Raw genomic sequence first — 24,092 nt, 5'->3', positions numbered from 1 at the left:
TGACTTGAAGGCCGCGCCTCTCACGACCGAAACAACCGGGTATATTGCGTCTCGTGCCGCAAGCTGGCGAGGTCGGCCCGGAACGTCGCGCTGCCGAGATCGTCCAAGGTTGCAGCCAGCGCGCGATTGGCGGTGGCGGCGACGGCGGCTTCCAGCTTCACGAGCACACGCTGGCTATCGGTCTGGCCGAGCGGAATGAGCCGGCTGGCCGCGGAAATCCAGTTCGAGACCAGCGCATGCAGGAAGGCGTGCAGCGTCGGCGCCAACGGCACGGCGTGCATCGCGGCAACGACGCCGACCGCGACCGGATAGATCAGTGGCGCGCTGCATGCCGCGACCGTGGCATCCAGTCCGTCGGCATCCCACGCGGCGCGGGCAATGTCGATGAAGGCGCGGCCCTGCGAGGTCGTCTCCAGCTGCCGCTCGCGCGACGGCACGAAGGCGCTTGCAAGCTCGGCGATCTCGTTCAAAGCGGCCGTCTCGCCCGATTCCGTGGCGCGATAGGCGTGGACCAGAAACGTCGCGTCACAGAAGCCCGAGCCGTCGGCGAGCATCGCATCGAGCCAATCCGCCAGCGTCGTCGTGTCGGTGACGTCGCCGGCTTCGACCGCCCATTCGATGCCGCTGGAATAGGAGAAACCACCGACCGGGAACGCCGGCGAGAGCCAGGTCATCAGCCGGTACAGCGCCGCCGCCTCGCCCTCAGCAAGATCACCGGCGCCGACCGGCTCATTTGTGGTCATGAGCATGCTTGTGGCCGTGGTGATGATCGGGATGATCGCAATGCTCGTCGTGGTGATGGTGGTGCTCATGGCCATGGTCGTGCGCGGCATGATCATGGTGGTGGCCATGGTCATGGTGATGATGGCCGTGATCGTGATGCGCATGGTCGTGTCCATGCGCATGGCCGGCATCGGCATAGGCGCCGCCTTCGGGATCGAACGGCGCTTCGATCTCGATCACACGCGCGCCGAGGCCCTTCACCATCGCCTCGATGACGTGATCGCGGCGAATACGCAGGGCCTTGGCCAAGATCTGCGTCGGCAGGTGACGGTTGCCGAGATGCCAGCCGACGCGGACGAGGTGGTGCGGATCGCGGCCGCGGATTTCCAGCAGCGGCTCGGGCGCCGCGACCACCTCGATCAGCCTTCCATCCTCAAGCACCAGCGCATCGCCGCCGCGCAGCGCGACGGCATGCTCCAGGTCGAGCAGGAATTCGAGGCCCCGCGTTCCCGTCATCGCCATGCGACGACGGTGCCGATCGTCGAAATCGAGCACGACCGTGTCCACGGGTGCTTCCGTGAAGCGGTGCTGTCCCCTGACCTGCGTCGCCCGGATCATGCGTCGTCCCTCTTTACCGTGTCTCGACCTTCTCGGGCGTGATGTATTCGATCTTCGGCGGCGCCGTGAAGCATTTCACCGCAACGCGGCCGAACGTCTTCATGTGCTCGGCAGCACGATGCGGCCCCAGCGCTTCCATATTCTCCCACTGCTCGACGAACACCATCTTGGCAGGGTCCGTGACGCTCTCATGCAGATCATAGGCGATATTGCCGGGCTCCTTCCGCGTCTCCTTGATGCAGGCGGTGGCGGCCGCGATGAACTCGGCGCGCGTCTCGGGCTTGATGGTCAGGGTGGCAACGACGTAGATCACGAGAAATCCTCCCGGCTTTTCTTCTAAAGGGTTACGATACCGGGCGGGACATTAGACCAGGCGGGACCGAACGCAAAACCGCAAAAAGCCGTCCCCGGACACCGCCGGGGACATGCGTTGAGGCGCTATTTCAGTACATGAAATATCGCTGCGCCATCGGCAGCACCTCCGCCGGGGCGCAGGTCAGCAATTCGCCATCGGCCCGCACTTCATAGGTCTCCGGATCGACCTCGATCTTGGGCGTCGCGTCGTTGTGGATCATGCTCTTCTTGGAGATCCTGCCCCGGGTATTCTGGACGGCATAGAGCTTCTTCTCGATGCCGAGCTTTCGCGCGAGGCCACCAGTGATCGCGGCCTTGGAGGTGAACACCACCGAGGATGCCGTACGCGCCTTGCCGAACGCGCCGAACATCGGCTGGTAGTGCACCGGCTGCGGCGTCGGGATCGAGGCGTTGGGATCACCCATCGGCGCCGCGACGATGGTGCCGCCCTTGACGATGCAGTCCGGCTTGACGCCGAAGAAGGCCGGCGACCACAGCACGAGATCGGCGAGCTTGCCCTTCTCCACCGAGCCGATCAGCTTCGACACGCCATGCGCGATCGCGGGGTTGATGGTGTATTTGGCGATGTAGCGCTTGACGCGGAAATTGTCGTTGTCCTTGCCGTTGTCCTGCGGCAAGGCTCCGCGCTGCTTCTTCATCTTGTCGGCGGTCTGCCAGGTCCGGATGATGACCTCGCCGAGCCGGCCCATGGCCTGCGAGTCCGAGGACATCATCGAGAGCGCGCCGAGATCGTGCAGGATGTCTTCGGCCGCGATGGTCTCCTTGCGGATGCGGCTTTCGGCGAACGCCAGATCTTCCGCGATCGAGGGATCGAGGTGGTGGCACACCATCAGCATGTCCAGATGCTCGTCGATGGTGTTGCGGGTGAAGGGGCGCGTCGGATTGGTCGAGGACGGCAGCACGTTCTTCAGGCCGGCGACCTTGATGATGTCAGGAGCGTGGCCGCCGCCGGCGCCTTCGGTGTGGAAGGCGTGGATGGTGCGGCCCTTGAAGGCCTTGATCGTGTCCTCGACGAAGCCGGATTCGTTCAGCGTGTCGGTGTGGATCATCACCTGGATATCGTGATCGTCCGCCACCGACAGGCAATTGTCGATCGCGGCCGGCGTGGTGCCCCAATCCTCGTGCAGCTTCAGCGCACAGGCACCGGCCCTGATCATCTCGACCAGCGCCGCGGGGCGCGAGGCGTTGCCCTTGCCGGAAATGCCGAGATTGACCGGGAAGGCGTCGAACGACTGGATCATCCGCGCGATGTGCCAGGGCCCCGGCGTGCAGGTGGTCGCGAACGTCCCATGCGAGGGGCCGGTGCCGCCGCCCAGCATCGAGGTGACGCCTGACATCAGCGCGTGCTCGATCTGCTGTGGGCAGATGAAATGGATGTGGCTGTCGAAGCCGCCGGCCGTGAGGATCTTGCCTTCGCCCGCGATCACGTCGGTGCCGGGTCCGATGATGATGGTGACGCCGGGCTGGATGTCGGGATTGCCGGCCTTGCCTATGCCTGCGATCAGGCCGTCCTTGATGGCAACGTCGGCCTTCACGATGCCCCAATGGTCGACGATCAGCGCGTTGGTGATGACCGTGTCGGCCGCGCCCTGCTTGTTGGTGACCTGCGACTGCCCCATGCCGTCGCGGATCACCTTGCCGCCGCCGAACTTCACCTCCTCGCCATAGGTGGTGAAATCCTTCTCGACCTCGATGACGAGGTCGGTGTCGGCCAGCCGCACCTTGTCGCCGGTGGTCGGGCCGAACATGTCGGCATAGACGGAACGCTTCATCTGGACGGACATCACAAGCCCCGTTTGCGATTGAATGTCTGGTTGGTCACAGCAAGGCCTTTGCTGCCTTCACGGCATCGTCGAATTTTTCGTCGAGCCATGCATTGCCGCCGCGGCACCCCGCCACGACCTGCGTGGCCCAGCCGATATAGTCGGCGAGTTCCTCGCGCTCCTCGGCGCTCGGATCGGTTTGAATGCGCGCGCCCGTATTGCTGATCTTGTCGGCGATCTTGATCAGCTTGGCGCCCGGCGATTTGTGGGGCGCGTCGTCGATCTGCTTCTGCCGCCGCTTTGCCTTCGGCAAGCTCATGTCGTCGGTGCACTCGGCAACCAGCGAGGCGACACGCTCGGAAAATCTCTGCGCGAGCTCCTCGCGCGTGGTGTCGGTGTCCTCGATCGTGTCGTGCAGCCAGCCGGCGGCGACCAGCTCTGCATCGGCGCCGTCGGTCGCGGTCGCGAGCAGGTTCGCGACCTCGGCGAGATGATTGATATAGGGCTCATTGCCGCGGCCCTTGCGCGCCATGCCGTTATGACGATGCGCAGCGAGCTCGGCAGCTTCTGAGACGAGGCGGATCGGGGAAATCACTGGAGCCTCCTGGTCAATGAAGCACCGGCAGCAGACCGCGCGTCCTGAATACGTCCTGCAGCTTCAATCGCGCAAGCTTGTATCCGGCCTCGCGACGCCGCTGAATTCCCGCGGCCGAAAAATCGCGAAAAGCGCCGGAGTCCCGGGACTCCGCGGAAAGACCGGCTTCCTTCATGAGACCCGCATCGGCCAGGTCGATGTTGGTGATGGCGCCCAGGGTCTTGAAACGCTGCGCACGCGAGACCTTGTCAACGAGCTGCGGATCCCGCGCCTCTACGGGAACGGCGGCGTAGAGCGCCTCCACGGTCTGCAACAATTCATTGATGACCGCTGCGTTCGCACCGTCCTGGCGCAGGCGGTTGCCATAACGCAGCTCGCTCAAGCGATCATTGACCTCGATCATGTTCTTTGGCGCCGCACGCTTGCTTCGAAACAAGTTCATCACGACCAGGATGCGATCGACGTCGTCCGATCCGGAAAACGCATCAATCGCATCGCCGAGCGGCGTGTTGTCGACGATGCCGCCGTCCCAGAAATTCGCGTCGCCGATTGGCGTCGCCGGAAATCCGGGCGGAAGGCTGCCGCTTGCCAGCACATGGCGAGGACCGATCTCGGTCCGCTTCTCGCCCTTGTGCGGATGGTTGCAGAAACGCACCAACTCGCCGGACGACACGTCGACTGCGGTGACGACGAAGGTGGTCGGGCTGTTGTTCAGCGCCGTGAAATTCACGTGTCTCGCCAACGTCCCGAGCATGGGCTCGGTGTTGTAGAAATTGGTCCAGCGGAAGACATTCCAGTAGTCATAACGAGGCTTGTAGAAACCGTGCACGCCGAACAAAGCGAAATCCTGGCTGGCGATACCCCACCAATAATTCCGCGACTCCAGCGAAAGCTCCGACCACAGCAATTGCAGGCGCCTTTTGGCATCGGCCCGATCGGTCGCGCCAACCACGCAGGCCGCATTTATCGCGCCAATGGAAACTCCGGTGACCGCGGCCAGCGTAACGGTCCTGCCCTCGGCATGGATGGCATCCATCAATTCCAGAAGCGCCTCGATCGCGCCGAACTCATAGGCCCCAAGCGCACCGCCGCCCTGGAGCACGAGTCCAATCTCGACCTTGTCCTTGAGGACGGTATTCATGGCAGGCCTGCCCTACAGCTTCCCCATCACATCCCCGCGGAAACCGTAGATCGTCTTCTTCCCCGCCATGGCGACGAGTTGCACGTCGCGGGTCTGGCCGGGCTCGAAGCGGACGGCGGTCCCGGCGGCGATGTCGAGGCGCATGCCGCGGGCCTTCTTGCGGTCGAACTTCAGCGCCGGGTTGGTCTCGAAGAAATGATAGTGCGAGCCGACCTGAATCGGGCGGTCGCCGGTATTGGCCACAGTCAACGTCACGGTCTTGCGGCCGGCATTGAGCTCGATCTCGCCGTCCTGGATGAAGAGTTCACCGGGGATCATGTTTTGCATTCCTCTGTCGTTCCGGGGCGGCCCGAAGGGCCGAACCCGGAATCTCGGTCAACAATCTCTGGATTCCGGGTTCGCCCTGCGGGCGCCCCGGAATGACACTTAGCGGATCGGCTCGTGCACCGTGACGAGCTTGGTGCCGTCAGGAAAGGTCGCCTCGACCTGGATGTCGTGGATCATCTCGGGGATGCCTGGCATCACCTGGTCGCGGGTCAGCACCTGCGCGCCCGACTGCATCAGCTCGGCGACGGTGCGGCCGTCGCGGGCGCCTTCGAGGATGAAATCGGAGATGATCGCGATCGCCTCGGGATGGTTGAGCTTGACGCCGCGGTCCAGCCGGCGCCGGGCCACGATTGCCGCCATCGAGATCAAAAGCTTGTCCTTTTCGCGGGGAGACAGGTTCATGCGACATCTCTTCCGTTCAGCACGTCAATTCAACCAGTCTAGTTCAACCAGAGCCGCGGCAGGGCCGCACCGGTGCGTGCCAGCACCGTCATCATGTCGGCGCGCAAGCGCGCCGCATCTTGGGCACAGAACCGCGCCATTGCAAAGCCATTCCAGGCCGAGATTCCGACCTCGCCGGAGAACGATTCCGACGCCTCCCGGATGCGCTCGACCAGGGCCTCGTCGCCGGGCACGATCAGGGCTGTGCCGATCGCCGCGCCACCCTTGGCGACCGCGGGCCGTGCAAGCTTGCCGCCGATGTCGCCGTCGAGCCGGACCGTCTCTGCGAACACCAGCCGGCCGCCACGGCGCAGCCGCCAACGGTCGATGAACTCGCCCTGCTCCATCCGCTCGCCCATGGCGGTGCGGCCGAACACCACGATTTCGCAGAGCAGGAGCGAGGCTGCCTCGTCGAGATCGATGTCGAAGCGGCGCTGCACGCGGGCGCGGTCGAACAGAATCGTCTCCTGAGGCAGCCAGGCAAGATGCGCGCCCGCGCCGACCTTCAGGGCGATGTTGAGCTGCGCCGCAGCTCCGGGCGTGCGATAGACCTTTTCGGCGGCCGCTGTGGTCAGCGTCAGCCGCGCTCCATCCGCCGCCGCTATCTCGACATCGAAGCGATCGCCACCAGCAACTCCGCCGGCCGTATTGACGAACACGCCGGACAGACCCTGATCTTCCGGCGAGGGAAAGCGGACGCGGAGCGAACCGGATTCATGCAAGGCGCCGCGACGCGTCACGCCGGCGCGCGCATGCACGTCGAAGCGCACCGCGCCACGGGCGCGGTTGGCCTCGAACAGCGTGGATGTGGCTGACAATTCGCTGCGCATCCGTCTCCCCCAGCCGGTCGCGGCAGGTCTTTGCCGGCTTACAGCGCCATCTGGCGGCTGATCTCGCCCGGATCGAGATTGGAACGGTCGCAGGTGAACTTCACCGCGCCGCGATCCATCACCGCGAAACTGTCGCCGAGTTCGCAGGCGAAGTCGAGATATTGTTCGACCAGCACGATGGCGATGTTGCCGAGATTGCGCAAGTAAGAGATGGCGCGGCCGATGTCCTTGATGATCGAGGGCTGGATGCCTTCGGTGGGCTCGTCGAGCAAGAGCAGTTTTGGCCGCATCACAAGCGCGCGGCCGATCGCGAGCTGCTGCTGCTGGCCGCCGGAGAGGTCGCCGCCACGCCGGCCGAGCATGGATTGCAGCACGGGAAACAGCGAGAACACGTCGTCCGGAATGTGCTTGTCCTCGCGCTTGAGCGGACCGAAGCCGGTCTTGAGGTTCTCCTCGACCGTCAGCAGCGGAAATATCTCGCGGCCCTGCGGCACGAAGCCAATACCCTTGCGCGCCCGCTCATACGGCTTGAGGCCGGTGATATCGCTGCCGTCGAACACGATTGCGCCCGAGGAGATCGGATATTGCCCGACCATGGCGCGCAAGAGCGAGGTCTTGCCGACGCCGTTGCGCCCGAGCACGCACGTGACCTTGCCGGGCTCGGCCGAGATCGATACGCCGCGCAGCGCCTGCGCCGCGCCGTAGAACAGGTTGATGTCCTTGACCTCAAGCATCGCTCAGCGTCCCAGATAGACTTCGATGACCCGCTCGTTGGACGAGACCTGGTCGATGGTTCCTTCCGCGAGCACCGTGCCTTCGTGCAGGCAGGTGACCTTGACGCCGAGCTCGCGCACGAAGGTCATGTCGTGCTCGACCACCATGACGGTGTGGGTCTTGTTGATTTCCTTCAGCAGCTCGGCGGTGAGGTGCGTCTCGACGTCGGTCATCCCCGCGACGGGCTCGTCGACCAGCAGCAGTTTCGGATCCTGCGCCAGCAGCATGCCGATCTCGAGCCATTGCTTCTGGCCATGGCTGAGGCTGCCGGCGAGGCGGTTGCGCGCCTCGGTGAGACGGATCGTCTCCAGCACCTTGTCGATGCGCTCGGACTCCGCCTTGCTGCCGCGCCAGAACAGCGTGCCGCGGACCGAGTGATCGACATTGAGCGCCAGCAGCAGATTGTCCTGCACGGTCTGGCTCTCGAACACCGTCGGCTTCTGGAATTTGCGGCCGATGCCGAGCTCGGCGATACGGGTCTCGTCGAGGCGCGTCAGGTCGGTGATGCCGTCGAACAGCACGGTACCTTCGTCCGGCTTGGTCTTGCCGGTGATGATGTCCATCATCGTTGTCTTGCCGGCGCCGTTCGGGCCGATGATGGCGCGCATCTCGCCGGGCTCGAGCGTCAGCGACAGATTGTTGATGGCGTGGAAGCCGTCGAAGGAGACGTGCACGCCGTCCAGATAGAGCATCGCGGAGGTCGCGCGGGTGTCCATGACGTTCATGACCCGCTTACTCCGCCATCTTGGGTTCGGTGACGCCGTCTTCGGCCGCGGCGCTCGCGGTGGTCGCGGCGGTGCGTTTTTCCTTCGACTGATCCCACCAGGCGTTGAAGGTGCCGACGATGCCCTTGGGCAGCAGCAGCGTCACCAGGATGAACAAAGCGCCCAGCATGAACAGCCAGTACGGCGCCAGCACGCCGGAGGTGAAGAACGTCTTGGCGTAGTTGACGACGACGGCGCCGAGCGCAGCGCCGACCAGCGTGCCGCGGCCGCCGACCGCGACCCAGATCACCGCCTCGATCGAATTGCCCGGCGCGAATTCGCTGGGGTTGATGATGCCGACCTGCGGCACATAGAGCGCGCCGGCGACGCCGGCCATGCAGGCCGACACCGTGAACACGAACAGCTTGTAGGATTCGACGCGGTAGCCGAGGAAGCGCGTGCGCGATTCCGCGTCACGCACCGCGATCAAGACCTTGCCGAGCTTGGAGGAGACGATGGCGCGGCAGATCAGGAAACCGACGATCAGTGCCAGGCAGCTCAGCGCGAACAGCGCGGCGCGCGTTCCCTCCGCCTGCACGTTGAAGCCCAGGATGTCCTTGAAGTCGGTCAGGCCGTTGTTGCCGCCGAAGCCGAAATCGTTGCGGAAGAAGGCGAGCAGCAGCGCATAGGTCATCGCCTGCGTGATGATCGACAGATAGACGCCGGTGACGCGGGAGCGGAAAGCGAGCCAGCCGAAACAGAAGGCGAGCAGGCCGGGCACGACCAGCACCATCAGCGCGGCGAACCAGAACATGTCGAAGCCGTACCAGTACCAGGGCAGCTTCTGCCAGTTCAGGAATACCATGAAGTCGGGCAGGATCGGATTGCCGTAGACGCCGCGGGTGCCGATCTGCCGCATCAGGTACATGCCCATGGCGTAGCCGCCGAGCGCGAAGAAGGCGCCGTGGCCGAGCGAGAGGATGCCGCAATAGCCCCAGATCAGATCGATCGCGAGCGCCAGGATGGCGTAGCAGACATATTTGCCCCAGAGCGCCACGAGATAGGTCGGCACTTGCAGGAACGAGCCGGCGGGCAGCAGCAGGTTGGACAGCGGGATCAGCACGCCCAGCCCGGCGACAACCAAGAGGAAGATCGTCGCGCCGCGGTCCAGCGATCGCGTCAGCATGTGAGGGGTCATGCTTCCACCGCACGGCCCTTGAGCGCGAACAGGCCGCGCGGCCGCTTTTGAATGAACAGGATGATGAGAACCAGGATCGCGATCTTACCGAGCACTGCGCCGGCGACCGGCTCCAGGAACTTGTTCGCGATGCCGAGCGTGAAGGCGCCGACCAGCGTGCCCCAGAGATTACCGACGCCACCGAACACCACGACCATGAAGCTGTCGATGATGTAGCTCTGGCCGAGATTGGGGCTGACATTGTCGATCTGCGACAGCGCCACGCCGGCGATGCCGGCAATGCCCGAGCCGAGGCCGAATGTGAGTGCGTCGACGCGCGAGGTGGCGATGCCCATCGAGGCCGCCATGCGGCGGTTCTGCGTCACCGCACGCATTTCGAGCCCCAGCGCGGTGTAGCGCAACATCGCGAGCAGGATCGCGAACACGGCGAGCGTGAAGACAAGGATCCAGAGCCGGTTATAGGTGATGGTGATCTGGCCGAGTTCGAACGCGCCGCTCATCCAGGAGGGGTTGCCGACCTCGCGGTTGGTCGGGCCGAACATGGTGCGCACTGCCTGTTGCAGCACCAGCGACAGGCCCCAGGTCGCGAGCAGCGTCTCGAGCGGGCGGCCGTAGAGGAAGCGGATGATGCTGCGCTCGATCAAGACGCCGATCGCGCCTGCGACGAGGAAGGCGAGCGGCACGGCGATCAAGAGCGAATAGTCGAACAGGCCGGGATAGCGGGTGCGGATCACCTCCTGCACCACGAAGGTGGTGTAGGCCCCGATCATCACCATCTCGCCATGCGCCATGTTGATGACGCCCATCACGCCGAAGGTGATGGCGAGCCCGATCGCGGCGAGCAGCAAGACCGAGCCGAGCGAGAGGCCGTACCAGGCATTCTGCACCATCGACCAGACTGCGAGCGAATTCTGGATCGAGCCGATCGCGCTCGCGGCGGCCTTGGTCACCGAGGCGGGCTGCTCGCCCATGCCGGTGAGCAGCGCCAGCGCATCCTGGTCGCCACGCGCCTTGATGGTTGCGACCGCTTCGAGCTTCTCGACCTCGGTGGCGTCGGACTTGAACAGCAGGATCGCAGCGCGGGCCTCGCCGAGCGCCGCCTTGACGGATTTGTTGGTTTCCTTGGCAAGCGCGGCATCGACCGCCTCAAGCGCGGTCTCCTCGTGCGACTTGAAGACGGACTGTGCCGCCTGCAGGCGCGCTCCCAGATCCGGCGACTGCAGCGTCAGGCTGCCGAGCGCGGCATCGACGCTGCGGCGCAGGCGGTTGTTGAGGCGAACCGCGCTCGCACCGTCGGGAACGCTGGCGACGGCCTCGCCGGTCGCAGCGTCGATCGACTTGCCGTCGGCACCGGTGACGTAGACCTTCTTGCTGTCGGGATCGGCCATGAGACGGCCGTCCTGGAGCGCACTGATGATCGGAAAAGCCAGCTTGCTGCCGCTGCCCGCGATCGCACCGATCGCCTCTTCCGTGTCGGAAAAATCATCATGGGCGAATTTGGCGACCGCGTCCTCGAACGGACCGGCGAAGGCCGGCAGCGCGAACGCAATCAGAAACAACGAGAGTGCAAGCGAACAGAGACGGGCGGACAAATGGGCTGGCACTGTGAATGACCCCGGCAGAAATGAGTGGGGAAGGCGGCGGGATCGCCGCCCTCTCCGGTCTTGTAATGGAGCGTTAGATCGGGATCAGGAGCCCGAGCCGAGGCACTTGTTGGTCTTGGTGTTGAAGTTGCCGCACTTCTTGCCGACCCAATCGCCGATCAGGTCCTTGGAGCCGTCGAGCTCCTTCGACCAGGCATCGCCGGGGACGAGGCTCGGGGTCTTCCAGACCACGTCGAACTGGCCGTTGCCCTTGATCTCGCCGATGAACACCGGCTTGGTGATATGGTGGTTCGGGAGCATCTTGGAGGTGCCGCCGGTCAGGTTCTTGGCTTCGATGCCCGGGAGAGCGTCGATCACCTTGTCGGGATCGGTCGACTTCGCCTTCTCGACCGCCTTGACCCACATGTCGAAGCCGATCACGTGCGCTTCCATCGGATCGTTGGTCACGCGCTTCGGATTCTTGGTGTAGGTCTGCCACGCCTTGATGAACTTCTCGTTCTCCGGCGACTTGATCGACTGGAAGTAGTTCCAGGCGGCGAGGTGACCGACCAGCGGCTTGGTGTCGATGCCGGCGAGCTCTTCCTCACCCACCGAGAACGCGACCACCGGGATGTCCTTCGCCTTGATGCCCTGGTTGCCGAGCTCCTTGTAGAAGGGAACGTTGGCGTCGCCGTTGATGGTCGAGACCACCGCGGTCTTCTTGCCGGCCGAGCCGAACTTCTTGATGTCGGCCACGATCGTCTGCCAGTCGGAATGACCGAACGGCGTGTAGTTGATCATGATGTCTTCCTGGGCGACACCCTTCGACTTCAGATAGGCTTCCAGGATCTTGTTGGTGGTGCGCGGATAGACGTAGTCGGTGCCCGCGAGCACCCAGCGCTTCACCTTCTCTTCCTTCATCAGATAGTCGACGGCGGGGATCGCCTGCTGGTTCGGCGCAGCACCCGTGTAGAAGACGTTGCGCTCGCTCTCCTCACCCTCGTACTGCACGGGGTAGAACAGGATGCTGTTCAGCTCCTTGAAGACGGGGAGCACCGACTTGCGCGACACCGAGGTCCAGCAGCCGAACACGACCGAGACCTTGTCCTTGGTGATCAGCTCGCGCGCCTTTTCGGCGAACAGCGGCCAGTTCGAAGCGGGGTCGACGACGACGGCTTCCAGCTTCTTGCCGAGCACGCCGCCCTTCTTGTTCTGCTCGTCGATCAGGAAGAGGATGGTGTCCTTCAGCGTGGTTTCGCTGATCGCCATGGTGCCGGACAGGGAGTGCAGCACACCGACCTTGATGGTGCCGTCCGCGGCCTTCGCGCCAGTCAATGAAGCCAGACCGAGCATCAGTCCGGCGGTCGCGGCGAGCACGCCGCGGCGGCTAAATGACGCCGCTATATCGTGAGTGGATTTGTTAAACATGAGTGCTTCATCTCCCTGACGCAGACGTGAAAACGCTGCGAAACGGCCCCACGGCCGCCTGCGATTAACGGAATCGCAAGAACCATGCCATGGGCTGAGCCCCCATCAACTTATTGAATCTATTGACTTAATCGTCAGAAATCAAAGTTTCGCCGCAGGCAGACAGCCCAAATCCTAGGCAATATAAATGTATGCGAAAGCGGCAGTCGGACTATTTTCTGAGCAAATCGCCAGTTCTGGCTAAATTTCCGGCAGCAGTATTTTTGCACCGCACCCGCTGGTTTCGGGCGCACCCGCCTTGAAAGCGCCCCGTCGATGTTCCATATGAACGTCCGAGACCTCTTGCGAATCAAGGGGTCGTTGCGAGCCGCGTGTTCTTAAGCCCTCTACGGGCCTCTGGCTTGCCCCATATCATCCAAGCCATCCGACACCCCAAACACGCAGGTGTCTTCTCGACACCCTTTTGCGCGCGCCGCGCTGATGCGCCGGGCGTTCGCTTGACATGGAAAGAACCCCTCTTTTGACTTCGTTTCAGGACTTCGGCCTCGCCGAACCCATCGCGCGCGCTCTTCGTGAAGAGAATTACGTCACCCCAACCCCGATCCAGGCCCAAACCATCCCGCTGGCATTGACCGGCCGCGACGTCGTCGGCATCGCCCAGACCGGTACCGGCAAGACCGCGTCCTTCGCGCTGCCGATCCTGCATCGTCTGCTCGATAACCGCATCAAGCCGCAGCCCAAGACCGCCCGCGTGCTGGTGCTGTCGCCGACCCGCGAGCTGTCCGGCCAGATCCTCGACAGCTTCAACGCCTATGGCCGCCACATCCGCCTGTCCTCGACGCTTGCGATCGGCGGCGTGCCGATGGGCCGTCAGGTCCGCGCGCTGATGCCGGGCGTCGACGTGCTCGTCGCCACCCCCGGCCGCCTGCTCGACCTCGTGCAGAGCAACGGCTTGAAGCTTTCAAGCGTCGAGTTCCTCGTGCTCGACGAAGCCGACCGCATGCTCGACATGGGCTTCATCAACGACATCCGCAAAATCGTCGCCAAGCTGCCGATCAAGCGGCAGACGCTGTTCTTCTCGGCCACCATGCCGAAGGACATCGCCGAGCTCGCCGATTCCATGCTGCGCGACCCCGCCCGCGTCGCGGTGACGCCGGTGTCCTCGACCGCCGAGCGGATCAACCAGCGCATCCTCCAGGTCGATTTCGCGGCCAAGCCCGCCTTCCTGACCAAGCTGCTGCAGGACGAGGCGATCAACCGCGCGCTGGTCTTCACCCGCACCAAGCACGGCGCCGACAAGGTGGTGAAGACGCTGGCCAAGGCCGGCATCGCCGCCAACGCCATCCACGGCAACAAGTCGCAGAACCATCGCGAGCGCACGCTCGCCCAGTTCCGCTCGGGCGAGATCCGCACCCTGGTCGCCACCGACATCGCCGCCCGCGGCATCGACGTCGATGGCATCAGTCACGTCATCAATTTCGACCTGCCGAATGTGCCGGAAACCTACGTCCATCGCATCGGCCGCACCGCGCGTGCCGGCGCCGACGGCACCGCGATCTCGCTGGTCGCGGGCGGCGAGGAACTCGGCTATCTGCGCGACATCGAGCGGCTGATTCGCGTCGCCCTGGCGCGGGAGGACCACCGCACCGACGCCGGCCGCCGCGATCCCGGTCCCGCTCCGTCGCAGCAACGACAGGGCCGGCCAGGCGGCCGCCCCGGCCAGCGCCCGCAAGGCGCACGGCACGGTGACGGGCGTCGTGCCGACGAACGGCATGCCGACGGGCGCCACCATGGTGCCGGCAAGCACGGCGACGGAAGGCACGGTGAAGGACGGCATGCGGAGGCAAGGCATGCCGACGGACGGCCCGGCAGTGGGCAGAATGCCTCCAAGGGTTCTCGCCGCCGCCGCTCCGGTGGTAAGATGCATTCATCGCCTGTCGACCGTCCGGAACAGCGTTCCGCGCATAGCGCCGGGACCCCTGATGGGATACAAGGCGTTGCCTTTTTGCGCCGCCAGAGTCGGCCAAACAGCCAACCGAACCGCAAACCCTATTCGCACTAGCCGTCCACGACCTGGAGACATTCATGGCTAAGGAAGAGCTGATCCAGTTCGAAGGACTGGTCACCGAAATCCTCCCCGATGCCCGCTACCGCGTGCAGCTCGACGCCGGACACGAGATCGTTGCCTATACCGCCGGCAAGATGAAGAAGAACCGCATCAAGACGCTCGCGGGCGACCGCGTGACGGTGGAGATGTCGCCCTATGACCTCGAGAAGGGCCGGCTGATTTTCCGCCACAAGGACGAACGTCCCAGCGCGCCGGGCGGACCGCCCCGTCCCGGACAGCGCGGCGGCCAGTTCCGCCGCCGCTAGTCGGCTGCGTCGAGTTCGAATTCCGATCTGTAGATTGATCCGCCGTTGGCATCACGGCGGATCAAAAATCGTGTACGTCCGGATTGTTTCGGACCCTCGTTTCCGATAAAATGAATTAATCGATTTTCGGCCGGACGACATTGGCATCCACCGGTACAGCCGGTTCAGACACGCTGACGACCCTTCCAGAAATTCGATCTAACCCTGCCCGCGCGAGCGGGCTCCGACATTGTGTTATCTGAGAAGGACTACCCCATGAGCATGGGAACCGTGAAGTGGTTTAACGCGACCAAGGGTTTCGGCTTCATTCAGCCCGACGACGGCGGCCAGGACGTGTTCGTTCACATCAGCGCCGTCGAGCGCGCCGGCCTCGGCTCGCTGCGCGAGGGCCAGAAGATCTCCTACGAGATCGTGGCCGACCGCCGTTCCGGCAAGTCGGCAGCCGACAACCTGCGCGCTGCGGGCTGAGCCCACCGGGCCGGTGGCCCGATCGAGCCAAAGCAAAAAGGCCGTGCGTGACGCACGGCCTTTTTCATTTCACGGGCGGCTGGCAAGTCTCAACAGGTCGAGGGCACGTTGTTGTAGGGCACGCAGACGACCTGACGCGGCCGCGTGTAGGAGAGATCGCTCAGCGTCACGCTCGACTTCAACACGTAACCGATGGTCGGCGTGTAAGTGTACTTGACCTCGCTCAGAATGAGATAACTCGACGGAATCAGGAGCGTCGGGGGAATCATCGTGGTGACCGTGTCGCCGGCGGTCCGAGTCGAGGTCGCAAGCGTAGCTTGCGTCGCGCCGCTCGCAATCGTGCCGGCCTTGCTCCACTGGACCTTGGCGACGCTGTTGGCGTCGATGTAGATCTGCGAGATCGTGCCCTTCACAAGCGTCGCGTCGTAGGGCATGACGACCGAGATGCTTGCCGTGAACGAATCCTTCATGCTGGCATCGTCGAGCGTCGTCGACTGCGACGTCAGATCGGACAATGTCCGCGCGATCAACGTGATTTTGCGGTCGATCGCCACGGCCGACGAAAATTCGACGGTGCCGAAGAACATCACCAGCATCAGCGGTACGATGATCGCGAATTCGGTCGCCGCCAGCGCGCGCTTGTCGGCGACGAAGCCGCGCACGGAGCCGCCTGCATTCCTCCAGATGTTCGCAATCGCCCGCATCGGTCCGCCCAGATCCATCTGCCTCAGAAGGGTTCGTTCTTGAACGCCGCCGTTGCCACCATCAGCCGCTTGTTGTTGCATCCCATGTTGTAGCCGAGACCGGTGACGATGAGCGGCCACTGATAGAACAGGCGCACCACGACGACCTGTCCGGAGCTTCCGGCACTGTACTGCATGCCGGAGGGATTGAAGGTGCAGGAAGTGCCGAAGTTGGTGAGGCTGAGCGTCCCGAAGGAGCTGGTGCTGACAACGTCGACATAAAGCTTGCTGCAATCGAACAGCGCCGGGATCTTGGTGCAGACAAAGGCCTTGAACGTCGTCTGATCGCACGCGGAGACGGTGTTGGGCGCGGTCTGACAGGCCGCCACCGAGCCGCCTTGTGCCTGGGCCTGGCCGGTCAGAATCGCGCGCGCGGAGTCCTGCGCGATGGTTTCGAGCACCTGGCTCGAGAAGAACATGAGCGCCGTCTCGATGATGGCGAACAGCAGCGCGAAGAACATCGGTGCGACCAGCGCAAACTCGACGGCTGCGGAGCCGCGGCGGTTGCCGCGAAACCGGAGCAGCGCCTTCCGCAGCGTGAACCTCGTAGGTGCAGGCGATGGCATCTCGTCAAATTCCCCAGCGACCGGCGATCATCTGCCCGTTCAATAGCGGAAACTGATTGTCTAAGTGTTTCAGACGATCCGCAGCCGGCGGACCGCGCCGTTAAGACTGCGTTAACCAGGCGCGTCCCGAAGCGCGCTGAAATACGGCGCGCGGAGAGATGCCGGCGAAGCGGCGAGCGGCCTGGCGGGGTGCAGGCCGGCCGGTCCGCTAGTTTGGCTTGGCAGCCGCGCCGGCACCCGCACCGCCGCTGGCGCTGCTGCTCAGCGTACCGGCCTGGCTCATCGCGTTGTTGAAGTAGGCATCGCTGTCGCCGAGCGTCACGCGGCGCTGGCAAAGCGGTACGCAGCTGTAGGACTCGCGCTCGATGCCGCGATAGACGGTGACGAGCCGGTCGCTCGGACCTTCGACCTGGATCTGGCGGTCCACCAGAATCTCGCCGCCGCGGTCGAGCGCGATGAAGTTGGTGGCCCCGTAGCCCTTTCCGGTCACGACGATCATGCCGCCGGGCTGGAGCGTGACGTCGGCGATCAGGGGATTGCCGACCACGATGGTCGCCACCTTGCCGGGCAGCCGCACCAGCTTGGCCTGGTCGACATTGACCGCGATGGTATCGGCGACGGGCTCGGCGAGGCCTGCGGCCGGCGTTGCCAGCATCGCAGCGGCAACCAGAAGACAGACGCGCACATGACGGCGCAGCATTTCTTTACGCATACTCTTACCCCCGGGACGTCACAAACCGGCAGAAACGACCGAATACAGCGGAGCCGGTGCCCGACCCGGCTAACCTGCCTTTAATTCGTGAACGTTCCGCAAACTCGCCGCGTATTGTTTGAACGGACGGATATCTGCGGGCCCGCCCCCTAGTGCCGGAACGGATAGGCGAGCTGGCCTCCGATCTCCTTGGGCATGCTCGCTTCGTCCTTGCCGTAATCCTGCGGCAGCCTGCCCTCCGGCATGCGGAAGGTGCCGAACAGCACGTCCCAGATCGGGAACGTTCCGGCGAAATTGGTGTCCCCGCCCTCTTCGAGCGAGGTGTGGTGCCAGCGGTGGAAGACCGGCGTCGCCAGCACGTATTTGAACGGTCCGAAGGTCCAGTTCAGGTTGGCGTGCACGAAGGCCGAATGGAAGGTGGTGAACGGGCCGACCCAGACCATGACGTTCGGGGAGATGCCTGCCATCAGCAGCAGGACGTCGACGCTGATCGTCCCGAGCAAGAGATTGACCGGATGAAAGCGGGCCGCGGAGATCCAGCCGATCTCCTCCGACGAATGATGGACCGCGTGATATTTCCAGAAGCCGCCGTCGTGGAATAGCCGGTGCAGCCAGTACAGCATGAAATCGGACAGCACCAGGAACAGCAGGGCCTGCAGCCACAGCGGCAGCTGCGCCAGCGGACCGTGGCCGTTGTCGTAGAAGGCGATGAGCTCGTCGGCATCGTGGATGTTGAAGACGACGCTGGCGCCGACGACCAGCAGCCCGATCCGCATGGTGCGGGCGAACACCGGGACGAAGAACCAGTAGCAGATGTCGGTGACGATCTCCCGCTTGCGCCACCACGGCGCGCCGGGATTGCAGGCCCAGAAATGCTCCAGCACGGTGAAGACCGCCGCGAGCAGGAAGGTGACCGGGATCACCTTCACGATGGTCTCGCCGAGCATCAAGGCGACTTGCATGGGCAGGCTCGACATCGTCGCCTCTCTCCGCGAATTCCGCTGTAGCCTTACGCCTACTCCGCGAAATTTAAGGGAGGGTGAAGCAGGCGCCGCGTTGGCGAGGCATCCGGAACCGGAACGAATTGCAGAGGCCGTCTTAAGGCGAAATTCACTCTGGGCAAAAGCATCGCGCCGAAGCTGGGTTTACCCGATCGAATTAACTCCCCCGAAAGAGCTCGGCTCTCATGGTCGTCACGTCAACGACAGCGCCGAACGAGGCGGTCCCCACCCAGACGGAGTTTTGTTCATGAAGAACTTGATTGCGCGTTTCGCGAAGGATGAATCCGGCGCCACCGCCATCGAATACGGCCTGATCGCCGCCGGCATCGCGCTGGCCATCATCACCGTCGTCAACAATCTCGGCACCACGCTGAACGCCAAGTTCACCTCGATCAGCACCTCGCTGAAGTAAGCGGGTCCACGAACGACGACAAAAGCCCCGGACCTCCGGGGCGTTTGTTTTTCTGAAGACGGCGAGTTCCAGTGGCGTTGCACAAGGTAAGAACCGATGCCGCGGTTGCGGCGCGCGAGGCGGAAGCGGCGCAGGCCGGCTCGCCGGTCTATTGGATCTGCCTTGCGCTGCTGGTTGCGACGGTCGCGCTCGCCGCACGCATCGCCAGCTTCTGGTGAAGGCGCGTTCGGCGCCCGAGGGCCCGCGCCCCTGCCGCCGTTGTCGGTTTGTTTAGCATCGCGCGCTAGCATCGCCCGACGCCAGCTCCCGCGACAAACCCAGGCCCCAAGACGCAGCCCATGATCCTCGACCTTGCGCGCCTTCTGCTCTTCCCGGCCCTGATGGCGTTCGCCGCGGCGAGCGATCTCTTCACGATGACGATCTCGAACCGCGTGTCGCTGGCGCTGGTGGCAGGCTTCTTCGTGCTCGCCCTCGCCGGTGGCATGGCACCTTACGAGATGCTGAGCCATGTCGGCGCCGGTGCGCTTCTCCTGGTCGTGGCCTTCACCTGCTTCGCCATGGGCTGGGTGGGCGGCGGCGACGCCAAGGTCGCGGCTTCCGTCGCGCTCTGGTTCGGCTTCCCACATCTGATGAACTTCCTGCTCTACGCCTCGCTGTTCGGCGGCGCGCTGACGCTGCTTCTGCTCCAGTTCCGGCAGTGGCCGCTGCCGTACGGGCTGGCAGGACAGGCCTGGCTCGCACGGCTGCACGCCAAGGAGAGCGGCATTCCCTACGGCATCGCGCTCGCGCTGAGCGCGCTGATGGTCTACCCGGAGACCGAATGGGTGAAGGCGATCGACCTCGCTCACCTCGCACTGCGCTGAACGCCCAGGGTAAACCCGGCGTTAAGGCGATTTAGATACGCCTCATTAACCATGCTTTGACGAATAGCTGGTCAACTGCCGATGACGGCGGCGGCAGCGTCGCGGCGTATTGTTGGAAAGTTGAAGCGTATGAATAGGGCACGCATTGTCGTCCTGACGGTCGCGATCTGCGCCGGCGGCGTCGCCGCGTACCTGGCGAGCGGCACCGACAATTCTGCGCCGCCTCCGGTTCCGGTTGCGCAGCTGCCGACGGTCGACGTCCTCGTCGCCAAGAACGACATCGGCCTCGGCCAGACCGTGAAGCCCGAAGACGTGCAATGGCAGACCTGGCCGACCGCGACCGCCAGCGCCACCTTCATCCGACGCAACGAGCGCCCCGATGGCGCGACCCAGGTGACCGGCTCGATCGCGCGCGCGCCCTTCATTCAGGGTGAGCCGATCCGCGACCAGAAGCTCGTCAAGGCCGAAGGTTCCGGCTTCATGGCGGCAATCCTGCCCACCGGCATGCGGGCGATCTCGACCGAGATCTCGCCGGAGACCGGCGCAGGCGGCTTCATCCTGCCCAACGACCGCGTCGACGTCCTGCTCACGCGCCGGCTCAAGAACCCGGACCAGAGCAGCGGCGCTCCCGACATCGTCACCTCCGAGATCATCCTGGCCAATATCCGCGTCCTCGCCATCGACCAGGCGCCCAAGGAAAAGGACGGGCAGAACGCGGTGGTCGGCAAGACCGTCACCCTCGAGCTCAATCCCGCGCAGACCGCAACGCTCTCCGCGGCGCGTCAGAGCGGCACGCTGTCGCTGGCGCTGCGCAGCATCGTCGACGTCAAGATGAGCGAGATCACGCTCGATGACTCCGCGCAGAAGCGCGAGGGGGTCTCGATCATTCGCTACGGCATTCCAAGTCAGACGGCTAAGGCACGATGAAGACAGTCGACATCAAATGCAGGCCAGATTCGGCGACAATGCGGACCTCACTGGTCCGCGCCCTGTCGTTTTCGGCCGCCCTCGCGCTGGCGCTCCATCCGGCGATCGCCCCGGCGGTCGCAGCCGATTACCGCCCCGTGGCGCCGGCCGCGGCGGACGGCCAGATCAATGCGCGTTTCCTTTCGCTCGGCGTCGGCAAGTCCATCGTCATCGACCTGCCGCGCGACATCAAGGACGTGCTGGTCGCCGATCCCAAGATCGCCAACGCGGTGGTCCGCTCGGCGCAGCGCGCCTATATCATCGGCGCCGCGGTCGGCCAGACCAACATCGTGTTCTTCGATTCCGCCGGGCAGCAGATTGCGGCCTATGACATCGCGGTGAAGCGCGACCTCAACGGCGTGCGGGCCGCGCTGAAGCAGGTCCTGCCCAATTCGGACATCCAGATCGACGGCCTCGGCGACGGCATCGTCCTGACCGGCACCGCTGCCAATCCGCTGGAAGCGCAGCAGGCCAACGACCTCGCCGCGCGCCTGGCTGGCGGCGCCGACAAGGTGGTGAACTCGATCGTGGTACGCGGCCGCGACCAGATCATGCTCAAGGTGACGGTGGCCGAGGTCCAGCGCAACATCGTCAAGCAGCTCGGCATCGACCTCACCGCCAACCTGAACTACGGCACGTCGGTGGTGAGCTTCACCAATTCGAACCCGTTCACGGCGCTCGGCAAGAACCTCGTGGACGGCAACAACCTGACCACGAAGTTCGGCGCCGCCCCGTCGGTGCAGGCCACGCTGCGCGCGATGGAAACCGCCGGCGTGATCCGCACGCTGGCCGAACCGAATTTGACTGCGATCTCCGGTGAATCGGCGACGTTCATCGCCGGCGGTGAATTCCCGGTTCCGGCAGGCTATGCCTGCGATCCCACCACGCATGTCTGTACCACCCAGATCAGCTTCAAGAAGTTCGGCATCTCGCTGAACTTCACCCCCGTCGTGCTGAGCGAGGGCAAGATCAGCCTGCGGGTGATGACCGAGGTCTCGGAGCTGTCGAACGAGAATGCGATCACGCTGTCGCAGGCGGTGACCACGAACACGGTGAACTCGCTGACGGTCCCCTCGATCAGGACCCGCCGCGCCGAGACCTCGCTGGAAATTCCCTCCGGCGGCGCGATGGCGATGGCCGGCCTGATCCAGCAGCAGACCAAGCAGGCAATCAGCGGATTGCCGGGGCTGATGCAGCTGCCGATCCTGGGCACGCTGTTCCGCAGCCGCGACTTCGTCAACAACGCGACCGAGCTGGTCGTGATCGTGACGCCCTATGTCGTCCGCGCGGTGGCGCCGAAGGACCTGTCGCGGCCGGATGACGGCTTCGCCCCGCCTGCCGATCCGCAAGCCCAGCTGATCGGCAACATCAACCGGCTCTACGGCGTGCCCGGACGCACCGAACCGGCCAAGAACTACCGCGGCACCTACGGCTTCATCACCGACTGAGGCGGAACGGGGACTCTACGATGACCACAAGACCACCCCAGCTTCGCAAACGCGCCGTCCGCCTCGGCGGCGCGCTCGTCGGCCTGACGCTCGCGCTCGGCGGCTGCCAGCACAACGAGGTCGTTACCGCCTCCATTCCCGACGACTACAAGCAGCGCCATCCGATCGCGATCGAGGAGCAGAACCGCTCGATCGTCGTCTTCGTCGGTCATGCCCGCGGCGGATTGACCGCCGCCCAACGCGCGGACGTGATGGGCGTCGCATCGGCATGGTTGCACGAAGGTACCGGTGCCATTCGCATCGACGTGCCGTCCGGCACGCCCAATGCGCGTCCGGTCGCGGATACGATGCGCGAGATCCAGGCCATGCTGGCAGGGGCAGGCGTTCCGCCGCGCGGCGTCACCATTCGTCCCTATCAGCCCGAGGACAAGCGGTTCCTGCCGCCGATCCGGCTCACTTATTCCAAGATCGCCGCGGTCGCCGGTCCCTGCGGCCTGTGGCCGGACGACATCGGGCCTTCGATGAAGAACAAGAGCTGGTTCGAGAACAAGGACTATTACAATTACGGCTGCGCCTATCAGCGCAACCTCGCGGCCATGGTCGACAATCCATCCGACCTCGAGCAGCCGCGGCCCGAGACACCTTCCTACACGATACGGCGCACCGCCGCCTTCGAGAAGTATCGTAAGGGAATGCCGACGGGTGTCGCCTATCCCGATGCCGACAAGGCCAAACTCAGCGACACAGGCAAATGATCAGTTACGCGCGCCAGACACACGAAGAGCAGCCGGCAGCAGCTCCTCCGCCGGTCGAGGAGCATATTGCGCCCGCGCCGCGCGTCTCGGTCCAGGCCTTCTGCGAAACCGTGGAGACGGCCGCCGCGGTACAGTCGGCCGGCGAGGATCGCCGTCTCGGCAAGGCTCACCTGAAGATCCAGATGGGCGGCATGGCGGCCGCGATCGAAGCCTACCGCTCGGCACCCACGCCGAACGTGATCGTGCTCGAGAGCGACGGCCGCAACGACCTGCTGGGCGGGCTCGACCAGCTCGCCACCGTCTGCGATGCCGGCACCCGCGTGGTCGTGATCGGCCGCATCAACGACGTCACGCTCTACCGCGAGCTGGTGCGCCGCGGCGTCAGCGATTACGTGCTCGCGCCGGTCGGCGCGATCGACGTCGTGCGCTCGATCTGCAACCTGTTCTCGGCGCCGGAAGCCAAGGCGGTCGGCCGCATCATCGCCGTGGTCGGCGCCAAGGGGGGCGTCGGCGCCTCCACCATCTCCCATAACGTCGCCTGGGCGATCGCGCGCGACCTCGCAATGGATGCCGTCGTCGCCGACCTCGATCTCGCCTTCGGCACCGCTGGCCTCGACTACAACCAGGATCCGCCGCAGGGCATCGCCGACGCCGTGTTCTCGCCCGACCGCGTCGACACCGCCTTCATCGACCGCCTGCTGTCGAAGTGCACCGACCATCTCAGCCTGCTGGCGGCGCCTGCGACGCTCGACCGGGTCTATGATTTCGGCACCGACGCCTTCGATGCCGTGTTCGACACGCTACGCTCCACCATGCCCTGCATCGTGCTCGACATTCCGCATCAATGGTCGGGCTGGACCAAGCGCGCCCTGATCGGTGCGGACGACATCCTGATCGTGGCCGCCCCGGACCTTGCCAATCTGCGCAATACCAAGAACCTGTTCGACCTGTTGAAGGCCGCCCGTCCCAACGACCGGCCGCCGCTGTACTGCCTGAACCAGGTCGGCGTGCCGAAACGGCCCGAAATCGCCGCCGCGGAGTTCGCCAAGGCGATCGAGAGCCAACCGGTCGTCTCGATCCCGTTCGAGCCGCAGATCTTCGGCTCGGCCGCCAACAACGGCCAGATGATCGCGGAGATCTCCGCCAACCACAGGTCGATCGAGATGTTCCTGCAGATCGCCCAGCGCCTGACCGGCCGCAGCGAGACCAAGAAGCAAAAGTCGTCCCTGCTTTCACCTCTGATTGAGAAGTTGCGGGGAAGATAAGCCGCCGCATGGAGTTGTTA

General features: G+C 64.5%; 28 protein-coding genes. 10 read left to right on the top strand and 18 right to left on the bottom strand.

Annotation, left to right across the window (positions count from 1 at the left end):
• Nucleotides 1-20: 20 nt before the first annotated feature.
• From ACNJYA_RS06110 to urtA, 14 genes are all read right to left on the bottom strand, one after another.
• Nucleotides 21-749, bottom strand: a complete 729-nt coding sequence (locus ACNJYA_RS06110; protein ID WP_439403384.1) for an urease accessory protein UreF — start codon at nt 747-749, stop codon at nt 21-23.
• The gene (locus tag ACNJYA_RS06105; protein ID WP_172784895.1) at nt 730-1,341 is read right to left on the bottom strand and encodes an urease accessory protein UreE; all 612 of its coding nucleotides are present in this window, start codon (nt 1,339-1,341) and stop codon (nt 730-732) included. Before ACNJYA_RS06105 ends, ACNJYA_RS06110 begins: the two co-directional genes overlap by 20 nt.
• 13 nt (nt 1,342-1,354) lie before the next feature.
• Nucleotides 1,355-1,654, bottom strand: coding sequence for a putative quinol monooxygenase (locus tag ACNJYA_RS06100; RefSeq protein ID WP_035998129.1), 300 nt, complete (start codon nt 1,652-1,654; stop codon nt 1,355-1,357).
• 130 nt (nt 1,655-1,784) lie between these two features.
• Nucleotides 1,785-3,500 carry an urease subunit alpha gene (gene ureC / locus ACNJYA_RS06095; protein ID WP_439402229.1) on the bottom strand — a complete coding sequence of 572 codons (1,716 nt, stop codon included), beginning with the start codon at nt 3,498-3,500 and terminating at the stop codon, nt 1,785-1,787.
• Between the two features lie 34 nt (nt 3,501-3,534).
• On the bottom strand, nt 3,535-4,074 hold the full coding sequence (locus ACNJYA_RS06090; protein WP_439365682.1) for an HD domain-containing protein: 540 nt from the start codon (nt 4,072-4,074) through the stop codon (nt 3,535-3,537).
• Nucleotides 4,075-4,087: 13 nt separating this feature from the next.
• Complete coding sequence (locus ACNJYA_RS06085; protein ID WP_439365681.1) at nt 4,088-5,215, bottom strand: patatin-like phospholipase family protein; 1,128 nt, start codon at nt 5,213-5,215, stop codon at nt 4,088-4,090.
• Nucleotides 5,216-5,227: 12 nt separating this feature from the next.
• Entirely contained in the window at nt 5,228-5,533 is a 306-nt protein-coding gene (locus tag ACNJYA_RS06080; RefSeq protein ID WP_026202067.1) for an urease subunit beta, read from the bottom strand.
• 108 nt (nt 5,534-5,641) lie between these two features.
• The gene (locus ACNJYA_RS06075; RefSeq protein ID WP_007605424.1) at nt 5,642-5,944 is read right to left on the bottom strand and encodes an urease subunit gamma; all 303 of its coding nucleotides are present in this window, start codon (nt 5,942-5,944) and stop codon (nt 5,642-5,644) included.
• 38 nt (nt 5,945-5,982) lie between these two features.
• Nucleotides 5,983-6,813 carry an urease accessory protein UreD gene (locus tag ACNJYA_RS06070; protein WP_172784899.1) on the bottom strand — a complete coding sequence of 277 codons (831 nt, stop codon included), beginning with the start codon at nt 6,811-6,813 and terminating at the stop codon, nt 5,983-5,985.
• A 38-nt stretch (nt 6,814-6,851) separates the two neighbouring features.
• A complete protein-coding gene (gene urtE, locus ACNJYA_RS06065; RefSeq protein WP_036021619.1) occupies nt 6,852-7,547 on the bottom strand; it encodes an urea ABC transporter ATP-binding subunit UrtE in 696 nt (231 codons plus the stop codon).
• A 3-nt stretch (nt 7,548-7,550) separates the two neighbouring features.
• Nucleotides 7,551-8,312 (bottom strand): urea ABC transporter ATP-binding protein UrtD, encoded by a 762-nt coding sequence (urtD, locus tag ACNJYA_RS06060; RefSeq protein ID WP_212254171.1) that lies wholly within the window; start codon nt 8,310-8,312, stop codon nt 7,551-7,553.
• A 7-nt stretch (nt 8,313-8,319) separates the two neighbouring features.
• Nucleotides 8,320-9,489, bottom strand: a complete 1,170-nt coding sequence (urtC, locus tag ACNJYA_RS06055) for an urea ABC transporter permease subunit UrtC (RefSeq protein WP_172784902.1) — start codon at nt 9,487-9,489, stop codon at nt 8,320-8,322.
• Nucleotides 9,486-11,093, bottom strand: a complete 1,608-nt coding sequence (urtB, locus tag ACNJYA_RS06050; RefSeq protein ID WP_439402228.1) for an urea ABC transporter permease subunit UrtB — start codon at nt 11,091-11,093, stop codon at nt 9,486-9,488. Before urtB ends, urtC begins: the two co-directional genes overlap by 4 nt.
• A gap of 84 nt (nt 11,094-11,177) precedes the next feature.
• Nucleotides 11,178-12,500, bottom strand: a complete 1,323-nt coding sequence (gene urtA, locus ACNJYA_RS06045) for an urea ABC transporter substrate-binding protein (protein WP_172784904.1) — start codon at nt 12,498-12,500, stop codon at nt 11,178-11,180.
• A gap of 502 nt (nt 12,501-13,002) precedes the next feature.
• On the opposite strand from urtA, the gene ACNJYA_RS06040 reads away from it, so the two are divergent.
• The 3 genes from ACNJYA_RS06040 to ACNJYA_RS06030 all read left to right on the top strand — a co-directional run bounded on the left by ACNJYA_RS06040 (nt 13,003) and on the right by ACNJYA_RS06030 (nt 15,341).
• On the top strand, nt 13,003-14,562 hold the full coding sequence (locus ACNJYA_RS06040) for a DEAD/DEAH box helicase (protein ID WP_439402227.1): 1,560 nt from the start codon (nt 13,003-13,005) through the stop codon (nt 14,560-14,562).
• 23 nt (nt 14,563-14,585) lie between these two features.
• On the top strand, nt 14,586-14,873 hold the full coding sequence (gene infA / locus ACNJYA_RS06035) for a translation initiation factor IF-1 (protein ID WP_439365677.1): 288 nt from the start codon (nt 14,586-14,588) through the stop codon (nt 14,871-14,873).
• A gap of 255 nt (nt 14,874-15,128) precedes the next feature.
• Nucleotides 15,129-15,341, top strand: a complete 213-nt coding sequence (locus ACNJYA_RS06030; RefSeq protein WP_014439634.1) for a cold-shock protein — start codon at nt 15,129-15,131, stop codon at nt 15,339-15,341.
• Nucleotides 15,342-15,430: 89 nt separating this feature from the next.
• Here ACNJYA_RS06030 and ACNJYA_RS06025 read toward each other — a convergent pair whose 3' ends face one another.
• The 4 genes from ACNJYA_RS06025 to ACNJYA_RS06010 all read right to left on the bottom strand — a co-directional run bounded on the left by ACNJYA_RS06025 (nt 15,431) and on the right by ACNJYA_RS06010 (nt 18,339).
• On the bottom strand, nt 15,431-16,045 hold the full coding sequence (locus tag ACNJYA_RS06025; RefSeq protein WP_246570574.1) for a TadE/TadG family type IV pilus assembly protein: 615 nt from the start codon (nt 16,043-16,045) through the stop codon (nt 15,431-15,433).
• Nucleotides 16,046-16,068: 23 nt separating this feature from the next.
• Nucleotides 16,069-16,650, bottom strand: coding sequence for a TadE/TadG family type IV pilus assembly protein (locus tag ACNJYA_RS06020; RefSeq protein ID WP_172784907.1), 582 nt, complete (start codon nt 16,648-16,650; stop codon nt 16,069-16,071).
• Between the two features lie 208 nt (nt 16,651-16,858).
• A complete protein-coding gene (locus ACNJYA_RS06015; RefSeq protein ID WP_172784908.1) occupies nt 16,859-17,362 on the bottom strand; it encodes a pilus assembly protein N-terminal domain-containing protein in 504 nt (167 codons plus the stop codon).
• A gap of 149 nt (nt 17,363-17,511) precedes the next feature.
• On the bottom strand, nt 17,512-18,339 hold the full coding sequence (locus ACNJYA_RS06010; RefSeq protein ID WP_212254167.1) for a sterol desaturase family protein: 828 nt from the start codon (nt 18,337-18,339) through the stop codon (nt 17,512-17,514).
• A gap of 271 nt (nt 18,340-18,610) precedes the next feature.
• Between ACNJYA_RS06010 and ACNJYA_RS06005 the strand changes: the two genes are divergently transcribed.
• The 7 genes from ACNJYA_RS06005 to ACNJYA_RS05975 all read left to right on the top strand — a co-directional run bounded on the left by ACNJYA_RS06005 (nt 18,611) and on the right by ACNJYA_RS05975 (nt 24,072).
• On the top strand, nt 18,611-18,775 hold the full coding sequence (locus ACNJYA_RS06005) for a Flp family type IVb pilin (protein ID WP_106941836.1): 165 nt from the start codon (nt 18,611-18,613) through the stop codon (nt 18,773-18,775).
• Nucleotides 18,776-18,852: 77 nt separating this feature from the next.
• On the top strand, nt 18,853-18,993 hold the full coding sequence (locus ACNJYA_RS06000; RefSeq protein ID WP_172784654.1) for a hypothetical protein: 141 nt from the start codon (nt 18,853-18,855) through the stop codon (nt 18,991-18,993).
• A 120-nt stretch (nt 18,994-19,113) separates the two neighbouring features.
• Nucleotides 19,114-19,638 carry an A24 family peptidase gene (locus ACNJYA_RS05995; protein ID WP_212254166.1) on the top strand — a complete coding sequence of 175 codons (525 nt, stop codon included), beginning with the start codon at nt 19,114-19,116 and terminating at the stop codon, nt 19,636-19,638.
• Nucleotides 19,639-19,767: 129 nt separating this feature from the next.
• The gene (gene cpaB / locus ACNJYA_RS05990) at nt 19,768-20,565 is read left to right on the top strand and encodes a Flp pilus assembly protein CpaB (protein WP_212254165.1); all 798 of its coding nucleotides are present in this window, start codon (nt 19,768-19,770) and stop codon (nt 20,563-20,565) included.
• A complete protein-coding gene (locus tag ACNJYA_RS05985; RefSeq protein ID WP_212254164.1) occupies nt 20,562-22,052 on the top strand; it encodes a type II and III secretion system protein family protein in 1,491 nt (496 codons plus the stop codon). Before cpaB ends, ACNJYA_RS05985 begins: the two co-directional genes overlap by 4 nt.
• Before the next feature lie 20 nt (nt 22,053-22,072).
• Complete coding sequence (locus ACNJYA_RS05980) at nt 22,073-22,807, top strand: CpaD family pilus assembly protein (protein ID WP_439365674.1); 735 nt, start codon at nt 22,073-22,075, stop codon at nt 22,805-22,807.
• A complete protein-coding gene (locus ACNJYA_RS05975) occupies nt 22,804-24,072 on the top strand; it encodes an AAA family ATPase (protein ID WP_172784914.1) in 1,269 nt (422 codons plus the stop codon). The genes ACNJYA_RS05980 and ACNJYA_RS05975 overlap by 4 nt, the downstream gene beginning before the upstream one ends.
• Nucleotides 24,073-24,092 lie beyond the last annotated feature (20 nt).

Origin of the sequence: Bradyrhizobium sp. BLXBL-01 (assembly GCF_051853025.1) — a bacterium.
Classification (GTDB): Bacteria; Pseudomonadota; Alphaproteobacteria; order Rhizobiales; family Xanthobacteraceae; genus Bradyrhizobium.
This window is presented reverse-complemented; position numbering and strand designations above follow the sequence as displayed.